This window comes from Noviherbaspirillum denitrificans (assembly GCF_002211445.1).
Lineage (GTDB): Bacteria > Pseudomonadota > Gammaproteobacteria > Burkholderiales > Burkholderiaceae_D > Noviherbaspirillum > Noviherbaspirillum denitrificans.
On record NZ_LSTO01000001.1, the window covers coordinates 4,354,356 to 4,364,629 of the forward strand.

At 60.0% G+C, this 10,274-nt stretch carries 8 protein-coding genes, 1 tRNA gene and 1 pseudogene; 3 read left to right on the forward strand and 7 right to left on the reverse strand.

Going from position 1 to position 10,274, the window contains the following annotated elements; translation table 11 throughout:
• Positions 1–147 precede the first annotated feature (147 nt).
• Positions 148–1,704: an aminotransferase class V-fold PLP-dependent enzyme gene (locus AYR66_RS21135; RefSeq protein WP_088709146.1), complete on the forward strand. Its 1,557-nt coding sequence runs from the start codon at positions 148–150 to the stop codon at positions 1,702–1,704.
• A 408-nt stretch (positions 1,705–2,112) separates the two neighbouring features.
• Here AYR66_RS21135 and AYR66_RS21140 read toward each other — a convergent pair whose 3' ends face one another.
• A complete protein-coding gene (locus tag AYR66_RS21140) occupies positions 2,113–3,009 on the reverse strand; it encodes an A1S_2505 family phage non-structural protein (protein ID WP_088709147.1) in 897 nt (298 codons plus the stop codon).
• 143 nt (positions 3,010–3,152) lie between these two features.
• Between AYR66_RS21140 and AYR66_RS21145 the strand changes: the two genes are divergently transcribed.
• Positions 3,153–3,410 (forward strand): hypothetical protein, encoded by a 258-nt coding sequence (locus AYR66_RS21145; protein ID WP_088709148.1) that lies wholly within the window; start codon positions 3,153–3,155, stop codon positions 3,408–3,410.
• A 379-nt stretch (positions 3,411–3,789) separates the two neighbouring features.
• Here the strand turns inward: AYR66_RS21145 and AYR66_RS21150 are convergent.
• From AYR66_RS21150 to AYR66_RS21175, 6 genes are all read right to left on the reverse strand, one after another.
• Positions 3,790–3,864, reverse strand: a tRNA-Val gene (locus AYR66_RS21150).
• A 37-nt stretch (positions 3,865–3,901) separates the two neighbouring features.
• Positions 3,902–4,621, reverse strand: a complete 720-nt coding sequence (gene dnaQ, locus AYR66_RS21155; RefSeq protein WP_088709149.1) for a DNA polymerase III subunit epsilon — start codon at positions 4,619–4,621, stop codon at positions 3,902–3,904.
• Positions 4,618–7,716 carry an efflux RND transporter permease subunit gene (locus AYR66_RS21160; RefSeq protein WP_088709150.1) on the reverse strand — a complete coding sequence of 1,033 codons (3,099 nt, stop codon included), beginning with the start codon at positions 7,714–7,716 and terminating at the stop codon, positions 4,618–4,620. The genes dnaQ and AYR66_RS21160 overlap by 4 nt, the downstream gene beginning before the upstream one ends.
• 12 nt (positions 7,717–7,728) lie before the next feature.
• Entirely contained in the window at positions 7,729–8,883 is a 1,155-nt protein-coding gene (locus tag AYR66_RS21165) for an efflux RND transporter periplasmic adaptor subunit (RefSeq protein ID WP_088709151.1), read from the reverse strand.
• Positions 8,884–8,956: 73 nt separating this feature from the next.
• Positions 8,957–9,391: a ribonuclease HI gene (rnhA, locus tag AYR66_RS21170; RefSeq protein WP_088709152.1), complete on the reverse strand. Its 435-nt coding sequence runs from the start codon at positions 9,389–9,391 to the stop codon at positions 8,957–8,959.
• Positions 9,392–9,393: 2 nt separating this feature from the next.
• Positions 9,394–10,176 carry a class I SAM-dependent methyltransferase gene (locus AYR66_RS21175; protein ID WP_088709153.1) on the reverse strand — a complete coding sequence of 261 codons (783 nt, stop codon included), beginning with the start codon at positions 10,174–10,176 and terminating at the stop codon, positions 9,394–9,396.
• Between the two features lie 3 nt (positions 10,177–10,179).
• On the opposite strand from AYR66_RS21175, the pseudogene AYR66_RS30610 reads away from it, so the two are divergent.
• Positions 10,180–10,274, forward strand: a pseudogene (locus tag AYR66_RS30610) (hydroxyacylglutathione hydrolase); the annotation flags it as partial.

Here is a 10,274-nt window from a genome sequence, read left to right on the forward strand (position 1 = left end):
CCTTCGCCCGCCTTCCGGGCGCATCTCCGCGCCCGGCCTGATCGCTTTCTTCACTGATTCCATACCGCCGGCCTTCTGCGCCGGTTAAGCGCGCCCTGTATAATCGCGCCGCTGCGCCCACTGATCGCGCGAAGGCTTGGAACCAAGATGGAAGAGCTTCTGAAAACATACTTTTCGGCGCAGGACCTCGACGAAAATGCAGCGTCACTGCAGCAGGCGTTGCAGCTCATCCGCGAGTGGCTCTTCGTTGACAAGCGCCACGCCTATCCCCCCGACGACTTCGAAAGCCTCAAAAAGGCATTCAACACGCCCGCAATGCCGCAGGATGGAAGCGCATTTCCGGCCGTGCTCGACGCACTCCAGCAGCAGGTCTTCGCCCATTCCGTCCCGGTCAATCACCCGAAATACATCGGCCACATGACCCAGGCCTTGCCTTGGGTATCGGTGTTGGTGGAATCCTTTATCGCCACGCTCAACCAGAACCAGGTCAAGATCGAGACAGCATACAGTTCCACCCTGATTGAAAAACAGGTGCTCGGCTGGATGCACAGGCAGATCTACCGCTTCGACGATGCGTTCTACCGCGACAGCTTCGAATCGAACGAATCGACACTTGGCAACATGGTCAACGGCGGCACCATGGGCAATCTCACCGCCTTGTCCGTGGCCCTCGAAAGCCAGATGCCCGGCCTGCGCAAAAAGGGCTTCCTCACACTCCTGCGAGAAAAGGATTACACCGGCTTCGCCGTGATCGCCTCGGCGCGCGTGCACTACTCCGTCAAGAAGTCGCTGGCCACGCTCGGCCTGGGCGAAGATGCGCTGTGCGTCATCCCAACTGACGAAAACAACCGCATCCGTCTCGACGTGCTGGAAGAGAGGATCGCCGAGCTGAAACAGCGAAAGGTGAAGATCCTCGCGCTGATCGGCGTTGCCGGCACGACCGAGACCGGCAGCATCGATCCGCTGGAAGAACTCGGTCGTATCGCGCAACGCGAAGACATCTGGTTCCACGTCGACGCCGCATGGGGCGGCGCGCTGCTGCTGGCGGAAAAATACCGCGACATGTTCCACGGCGTCGAGATGGCGGACTCGGTCGTCATCGACGGCCACAAGCTGTTCTGGGTGACGATGGCGCAGGGAATGGTGCTGTTCAAGAGCGACAAGAGCCTGAACCACCTGCTGCATACGGCGAACTACATCATCCGCAAGAGCTCGGGCGACCTCGGCCGCACATCTCTAGAAGGTTCGCGCCGTTTCGATGCGCTCAAGCTCTGGTTCTCGTTCAAGCTGTTCGGCCTGAAGGGCTATGAAGCGCTGCTTGACCGCTGCCAGGCGCTGGCAGCGAACATGCGCGAATTGGTGATGGACGACCCCGACTTCGAGTTGATCACCTGCTCGGACACGTTCATCCTGACCTATCGCTATGCACCGCGTGAACTTCAGGCGCGGCTCAAGGACAGTGTTCGCACAGGGGACAGGGAAAATGCCGTACGCTGCAATGAAACACTGAACAGGTTGAACACCGCCCTCCAGGACGAACAGAAACGCCGCGGCCTGAGCTTCGTTTCCAGGACCCTGCTTGAGTCCACCCCTTATCCCGGCCAGACAACGGTCCTGCGCGTTGTCCTGACCAATATGCTGACCACGCAAGAGGACTTGAAGGAAATACTCGCAGAACAGAAGGAAATCGGTGCCGGCCTCTGAAATGGCGGCTTGCAATGGTAAATGGCAGGCTCGTGTCCGGCGTCATGGCCACCCGCCAATCGAGAATACCTTTCACACCCGTGTGAAGAAGCCAGATTACTGGCAGCACTGGCGGCAGCACCGCGCGCTGCTGATGGCAGATTCACTGGTGCACAGAATCCGTGGATGAAGCCGCTTGTGGAGTTCGCCCTTGAGACTGCCATGCGGCGCAGTGAACTACTTGGACTTATATGAACTGATATCAACCTGGACAGGCGCACCGCCCGATTGGCAATGACCAAGAACGGGAAGTCCCGAAACGTTCCACTTTCATCACGTGGAAGACATGCTGGACATCGCTGAAAAGGCTGAAAATGCGAAGTCGATGACTCAGCTCCTGCCATACAAGCTACAGATTGCAAACAATGTTCAGGCTTGCTGCAACTCAGCCGGGTTGATGATAACTGGCGCACCCTCATGGATGTCCCGCAGTGCACGCAGCATCCAGCCAGCCACGAAGTCATCCCCTTCCTTCTGCCGCAGGAGGTCCATGCAGGACATCATCATGAGGCACAGGGCCTCAGACTCGTCATCCAGTCCAGCCGATGCCACCCCGGCCTCACTGATGAACTCCCGCACCATGTCCGTGATATTGCGCAGGTGCTTGTTGGTCTGGGCCATCGGGTCAAGGTTGCCATGGCCTTGCAATGCCGCCAGAAAGGTGTAGGGGAGGTCACAATTCTTCGGTGCATTGGCGAACAAGGGGGCGATCTGTTCAGGCAGGAATGCCCCATCCTCACAACCAAGCGGGGTGAGGCGGAAGACGGTGGCAGGGCGTGCAGCTGCAAAGCGCAGGAAAGTGACGATGGACTCAGTAACGTCTGCCATGGGCCGTGGGCGGTTCTTTTCGTCATACATCGGGATGGCATAGGCTTGGCCCGTCAACCCCTCCCCGCAGCCGAACATGGCCCCATACTTTGACATCGCGTGCTGCGATGATCCCTTGATGTGGTGGCCGTTGATCGTGGTGGCGAATACCAGTATCTGTTTCATCAATCTTTCCTCTGCTTCCCCAGCATTAAACCTGTTTTTCTTCTGCTTCCCCAGCATTAAACCTGTTTCAATTCCGTCTTCCAGCGCTTTGTCCAGTGCATCCAGGTGGTGCTCACGGTATTCAGCCTCCCATTCCTGCTTGCTCAAGGCCATCTCGCGCATCGCTGCAATAGCCTCCCGCAGCGTCTCCTTGCTGATCTCCGCGCGCCCATCCCACCTCGGGTCTTCCACAGCAGCCTGAAGCCGTTTGATGAGGCTGGAGTTGTCTTTCATAGTTATTAACGGTGACAAGTGGTAACAAGATATGGATTCTATCAACAAGGGAGATCACCATGAAGCGTATTGCACTCATCGCTGTTGTCCTCACTGGTTGCGCCATGTCTCATGGGGTGCAAAAGATAGGGCCGGATACATAGATGACCAGCGCATCTGCCTCTCCCGTGCGCGGAGGAACTGCCGGGGCGGAAGCACGGGCCGTGGCTGAGGCCGACAAGCTCTGCGCAGAGCAGGTCAAGGAGATCATGGTGACGAATACCCAGTCCTCACTGGCGAATGCAGCTGGGGCAGGCAGTGCATCTGTAACCTTGCGCTGTCTGGCACAGGGCGATAGAGAACTGCAGCGCCCAGATTATCGATCTGCCCCGAACGTCATTATTCAGGATGCCCGCAAGTAAAGCGTGTAAAGGCGCCCCGCCCCCTTGTGGACCAAGCCGCCTTCAGCCCCGCGGCTTTGAGCCACTCGCATCACGGCATCCACGCACATCTGAAGGTGACTACAAAAGGGGCATGGCATTCAAAATGATCACCATGCACAGGCACTGGAGGCCTCGGAGCAGGCCAAGATACAACTAGCCAGGATAGCCAATGAATACAAGGAAACAGCGTACCGGATGATCAATGGTGAGTCGCACTGCAGGGGAGATTCTGCCGCAGCGCCTGCGAGGCAGGAAGTTACAGTTTAGGTACAATAAAAAAGCCTGCTCAAGGCAGGCTATCTTGACCCAACTGTGACCCGATCGAATGAGTCTGAACAGCTGATAATGGTGAGTATTCTGGTGGACAGTACTGGGATTGAACCAGTGACCCCCGCCGTGTGAAGGCGGTGCTCTACCCCTGAGCTAACTGTCCGGGAAGCTGCGCATTATAGTACAAACTGCGCGCAGAATCAATTCGTTGCTGTTTGCGGCTCCACGCGCCAGAGACATTTTCCCTTTACTTCCTTGTCCAGCCGGTCGAGCAAGGCCTCGTGTTCGGTGAGTTCTTCGCTGGTGGCCTGCAGGATGACCATGTCGGCCAGCGACACCACCTCGACCACCTGCTCCTGCGTGACGTTCTCTTCCGGTGCGGCGAGATCAATGGTGAGGCTGTTCTGGCCGCGCGTCATCGCGAGGTAGACTTCGGCCAGGAGTTCGGCGTCCAGCAGCGCGCCGTGCAATGCACGGTGGGCGTTGGAGATGCCGTAACGGTCGCACAGCGAGTCCAATGAATTGCGTTTGCCGGGGTGCATTTCCTTCGCCTGCACCAGCGTGTCGGTAATGAAGGCGACATGCTCGGCGAAACGCGGGAAACCCAGGCGCTCGAATTCGGCGTCGAGGAACGCAAGGTCGAAAGGCGCGTTGTGGATGATGATCTCGGCGTCGCGCACATAGTCCCGCAACTCGTTCGCGATTTCCGCGAACTTGGGCTTGTCACTCAGGAATTCGGTGGTCAGGCCGTGGACCGCGAGCGCGCCCTCTTCCGAATCGCGCTCCGGGTTGATGTAGCTGTGAAAATTGTTGCCGGTCAGCCGGCGGTTCACGATCTCCACACAACCGACTTCAATAATGCGGTCGCCGGAACGCGGGTTCAGGCCGGTGGTTTCGGTATCGAGGACGATCTGTCTCATGCTTGGTGTACGGTTGCAGGTGTATGGCCGGTGGGCATGGCGTGCGGCGCATGCTCCTTCTTGCGGGCGAGGAAGGTATAGAAAGTCGGGACGACGAACAAGGTCAGGATTGTACCAAGCGTCATGCCGCCGACGATGACCCAGCCGATCTGCATGCGCGATTCGGCCCCTGCCCCCTTGGCCAGCGCGAGCGGCACCGCGCCAAGGACCATGGCTCCGGTGGTCATCAGGATCGGTCGCAGGCGCAGGATGGCGGCTTCGACGACCGCCTCGCGTATAGCCTTGCCCTCCTCGCGCAACTGGTTGGTGAACTCGACGATCAAGATGCCGTGCTTCGTGATCAGGCCGACCAGCGTGATCAAGCCAATCTGGCTGTACACGTTGAGCGTGCCGCCGCTCCATTTCAGCGCCGCCAGCGCACCCGCCATCGACAGGGGCACGGTCAGCATGATGATGAAGGGATCGATAAAGCTTTCAAACTGCGCGGCCAGCACGAGGTAGATGAAGGCGAGCGCGAGGATGAACGTCAGCGCCAGGCTGCCGCTCGATGCCCGGTACTCGCGCGAGGAGCCCGACAGGTCGGTGGCGTACCCCGGCTTGAGGATGCCCTTGGCCGTTTCTTCCATGAACTCGATTGCCTCGCCCTGCGTGTAGCCGTTGGCGAGATTGGCGGTGATGACGGCTGCACGGCGCTGGCCGAAGTGGTTCAGCTCGCGCGGTGCCACGGTTTCGCGGACCTTGAGCAGGCTGGACAGGGGCAGCATCTGGTCGGCTGCGCCATTCTTGCCGACGGCGCGGACGAAGATGCTGTTGATGTCGTCAGGCGCATCGCGCTCGCCGTTGCGGATCTGCACAACCACGTCGTACTGGTCGCCGCCCTTCTTGAAGCGCGTGACATTGCGGCCGCCGAGCATGGTTTCCAGTGTCCGTCCGACGGTCTCGATCTGCACGCCGGCATCGGCTGCCTTGTCGCGGTCGACCTCGACGTTGACTTGCGGCTTGTTCAGGCGCAAGTCGGTGTCGATATTGGCCAGGCCCGGATTCTTGCTGGCTTCGGCAACGATCTGCTGCACGACGTTTTGCAGTTCCTGGTACGGGGCGTTAGTCAGAACGACCAGGTTGACCGGGCGTTCACGAATCGACTGGCCGAGTGAAGGCGGCGCATTCGGAAAGGCAAGAACGCCTGGCACGGCGGCCATCTTGGGCTGCATTTCCTTGATGATGTCGAGCGTGCTGCGGCTACGCTCGCTCCAGTCGACCGTGCGGAAGAATGCGACGCCGCGTTCAACCGTCGGATTGCCGGACACGATGAAGACACGGTCGATTTCCTTGGCATCGGCGGCAATCTGCTCCAAGCGGCGGGCGTATTTCTCCGTGTACTGGAGCGATGCGCCATCGGGGCCGGTCAGCGAGGTAAAGATCGTGCCGCGATCTTCCACCGGCGCCAGTTCTTTCTTCATTCCAGTTGCTAGCCACACCAACGCGCCGATGACGACCACATAGACAACAATCACCAGCCAGCGCGCGGACAGTGTCGCCGTGAGCAGGCGGCGATAACCGCTTGTAATGGCATTGAGTGCGTTCTCGATCACGCGGTACACGACGCCGTGCTTCTCCTGGTGCTTGAGCATGATGGAGCACATCATCGGCGACAGGGTGAGCGCGACGAAGCCGGATACGATCACGGCGCCGGCCAGCGTGAGCGCGAATTCCACGAACAGCCGCCCGGTCCGTCCCGGCGTGAAGGCGACGGGCGCATACACTGCAGCCAATGTCAGCGTCATCGCAATGACGGCGAAGCCGATTTCCTTGGCACCCTTCAGTGCTGCCTCGAAGGGTTTCATGCCGTCCTCGATATGGCGGTAGATGTTTTCCAGCACCACGATCGCATCGTCCACCACGAGGCCGATGGCAAGCACCAGTGCCAGCAGCGTCAGCGTGTTGATGGTGAAGCCGGCGATCGACATCAGCGCGAAGGAACCGATTAGCGACACTGGAATGGTGACCAATGGAATGATCGACGCGCGCAGCGAACGCAGGAACACGAAGATCACCAGCGCCACCAGCACGATGGCTTCGCCGATGGTCGAGTAGACGGATTTGATCGAGCGCTCGATAAACAAGGTGTTGTCCACTGATATCGAAATCTTCACGCCCTGCGCTGCCAGTTCCTCGTTCAGCTTCGGCACCTCGGCTTTCACGTAGGTTGCCAGTTCCAGCGGATTGGCCGTCGCTTGGCGGATGACGCCGAGCGAGACTGCATTCTGGCCATTGAAGCGTACGGAGGTGCGCTCGGCCGCAGGACCGATTTCTACGGAAGCAACGTCCTTGATGCGCACCGCGTAGCCGTTGACGGTACGCACGACGATATCCTCGAACTCCGCCGGCGTCGTCAGGTCGGTCTGCGACACAACGGAAAATTCGCGCTGGCGGGATTCGATGCGGCCGGCAGGGACTTCGACGTTCTGGCGCCGCAACGCGTCTTCGACATCTGCCGGGGTCAGGCGATAAGCTGCCAGCTTGTCGCGGTTAAGCCAGATACGCATGGCGTACTTGCGCTCGCCGCTGATGCGCACGTCGGCCGCGCCGGGCAGCAGTTGCAGGCGAGGCTTGACGATGCGATTGGCGATATCAGTGAGATCGAGCGCCGACATGTTGTCGCTCGAGAACGAAAGCCAGATGATCGGACTGGCATCGGCCTCGACCTTGGCAATTACCGGTTCTTCGATGGTTTGCGGCAGCTTGGAACGCACGCGCGAAACGCGGTCGCGCACGTCGTTGGCGCCGGAGTCGGGGTCCTTTTCGAGACGGAAGCGGACCGTGATCTGGCTCTGCTCCGCGCGCGAGATCGAGGTCAGCACATCGATACCGTCAATGCCGGCGATCGAGTCTTCCATTGGTTTGGTGACCTGCGATTCGACGATTTCCGAACTTGCGCCGGGATAGCGCGTTTCCACCGTCACCACTGGCTCATCGATCTTCGGATACTCGCGCACCGCCAGCCGCTTGTAGCACACAAGGCCGACCAGCAGGATGATGAGCGACATCACCGTCGCGAACACGGGACGGCGGATACAGACGTCAGACAAGACCATGATGTGCTCCGCTTAACTCTTCGGGGCAGGCGCCGTCGAGACGGTAACGGGCTTGCCGTCCGGCCCCGACATCTGCGCGATGCGCACGGGTGTACCGTCCTTGGACAGGCGGATCTGGCCTGCAGTGACGACGATATCGCCGGGTTGCAACCCTTGCACGATCTCGACTTTGGCAGCGCGGCGCAAGCCGGTCTTGACCTCGGTACGCTGTGCCTTGCCGTCGACGACCTTCCAGACGGTGACCTTGCTGCCCTGCGGGACAATGGACTCCTCGGGGACGATCATCGCGTTTTCGCGCTCGGCCAGGATCAGGCGGACGCGCGCGAACATGCCGGGCTTGAGCTTGCCCTCGGGATTGCTGATGCGGCCGCGCAGCAAGGCGGACCGGCCCGAGCTGTCGACCTGCGGATCGATGGCATCGACGCGGGCGTGGAAAGGTTTGCCTGGCAGCGCATCCACCAATACCTCGATGCCCTGCCCCTTATGGACCAGGTCCATGAAACGCTCGGGCACACGGAAGTCGACCTTCACGCTCGAAATGTCTTCCAGGTTGACGAGGTCGGTGCCGTCCTTCACATAATCGCCGACGCTGACGTTGCGGATGCCGACGATGCCGGAGAACGGCGCACGGATTTCCAGCTTGGACAGGCGCGCTTCGGCAAGCGCGAGCTTTGCTTCCAGCACTTGCACATTGGCCTGCGACTCGTCGCGCGCGCGCTCCGAAATGAACTTCTGCTTGGCAAGGTCCACGGTACGGTCGTAGTTTGCGCGGGCAATGCCCAGTTCCGCCTTGGCCTGCTGCACTTCAGCCTGGTTGACCGTGGCGTCGAAGCCGATCAGCAACTGGCCCTTCTTGACCTGCTGGCCGTCGTTGAAATTGAGCTTGGCAATGCGGCCCGATACTTCCGGACGGATGACCACCGACTCGTTGGAGCGAATCGATCCTACTGCATTGATGTCATCGATGAGGTTGGTCGTCGCCACCTGCGTGACGTCGACGGATACCGGCCCCGAGCTCGTCCCACCCGACTTCGCGCCCCCCTGTTGCTGCGCCAATGTCTGTTCGGTCGGTCCCTGCGACTGGCGCTGAGCATAATATGCATAGGCGCCAAGTGCAGAAATGCCGACGGCGGCGATGGCGGGATAGAGAAATCTCCGGGAGTTCATGGGTTTGTTCGAAGGATTTGATGTTCAATGGCAACAAGTGTTACCAACAAACGAATGTAGCATATCGTTGCCGTCAAGACACAGAGCCTACGCCGAGATTGGCAAGCGCGTCGGCACGCTCGTTGCCGTCGTGCCCTGCATGCCCCTTCACCCATCGCCATTCGATCTTGTGACGCGCCTGCGCGGCATCGAGCGCCTGCCACAGGTCGGCGTTCTTTACCGGCTCCTTCGCCGCTGTTTTCCAGCCGCGCGCCTTCCACCCGTGGATCCATTCGCTGATGCCCTTTTGCACATACTGGCTATCAGTATGGACAATGACTTCGCACGGCCGTTTCAGTGCGGTGAGCGCTTCGATCACGGCGCGCAATTCCATACGGTTGTTGGTGGTGTTTGGTTCGCCGCCGTACAACTCTTTCTTGTGCGTGCCGGCAATGAGCAATGCTCCCCATCCGCCGCGGCCAGGATTTCCCTTGCATGCCCCGTCGGTAAATATTTCTACTTTTTCCATGCTTATTGGTGCTCGTGTTTCTGTATGCGGTTGGTGGCGGGAACGCCTTGTGGAGCGGCAGCCGTTTTCTTCGCCCATACCGGGCCGATCAGGCGCATGCCGCGCACGCGCTTGATCGCGTGGACGATGTAGATGGCACCGAGGTAGGGCCACCAGCGGTTGCCGGCGCCTTCCATGAAGGCGAAGCGGGTGAGCCACTTTTCGGTGACGCAAGGCGGTGCGTAGCAGCCGAAGTGGCCGCGGCTGACTTCCATGTTGAGCAGCTTGAGCCAGTCCTTCAGGCGGGGAACGCCGATGAACTCCCCTTCCGGCGGCAGGAAATGCGCGCCTGTCAGGCGACCGGCAAGCTGGCGCAACCCCCACAGGCTGGCAGGATTGAATCCGACAATGATGAGTTGCCCCTCGGGGCGCAGCACGCGCTCGGCTTCGCGCAATACCTGGTGCGGTTCTGCCGCAAATTCGAGCACGTGCGGCAGGACAACGAGGTCGAGGCTCTGCGAAGCGAACGGCAGTTCGGCAAAATCGTGCACGACGACAATCGGCGTCCGCCCGCCCTCTCCATTGTCGAGAGGCACGTACGTGTCCGTCAGCCATTTGTTCGGCATGCGGTTGGCCTGCAGCGCATTCACTTGCGGCAAGCCGATTTGCATGGCATTGAAGCCGAAGATATCCGCCGTAAGCATGTCCAGCCGCGCCTGCTGCCAGGCACGTACATAGCTTCCGGCCGGCGTATCGAGCCAAGGGCCGAGGGCTATAATGGACTTTTCTGCGGAAGGACGTTCCATCGTATGTTGAAAGTGTTGGCGGTTCCGGCGTTCCAGGACAATTACTTGTGGCTGATACACGATGGCGCGCATGCAGCGGGTGTCGACCCCGGCGATGC

Coding starts and splice junctions, on each gene's coding strand:
- AYR66_RS21160 (WP_088709150.1), bottom strand. CDS start 7,716: ATGGTCTTGTCTGACGTCTGTATCCGCCGTCCCGTGTTCGCGACGGTG.
- AYR66_RS21140 (WP_088709147.1), bottom strand. CDS start 3,009: ATGAAAGACAACTCCAGCCTCATCAAACGGCTTCAGGCTGCTGTGGAA.
- dnaQ (WP_088709149.1), bottom strand. CDS start 4,621: ATGAGACAGATCGTCCTCGATACCGAAACCACCGGCCTGAACCCGCGT.
- AYR66_RS21145 (WP_088709148.1), top strand. CDS start 3,153: ATGACCAGCGCATCTGCCTCTCCCGTGCGCGGAGGAACTGCCGGGGCG.
- rnhA (WP_088709152.1), bottom strand. CDS start 9,391: ATGGAAAAAGTAGAAATATTTACCGACGGGGCATGCAAGGGAAATCCT.
- AYR66_RS21165 (WP_088709151.1), bottom strand. CDS start 8,883: ATGAACTCCCGGAGATTTCTCTATCCCGCCATCGCCGCCGTCGGCATT.
- AYR66_RS21175 (WP_088709153.1), bottom strand. CDS start 10,176: ATGGAACGTCCTTCCGCAGAAAAGTCCATTATAGCCCTCGGCCCTTGG.
- AYR66_RS21135 (WP_088709146.1), top strand. CDS start 148: ATGGAAGAGCTTCTGAAAACATACTTTTCGGCGCAGGACCTCGACGAA.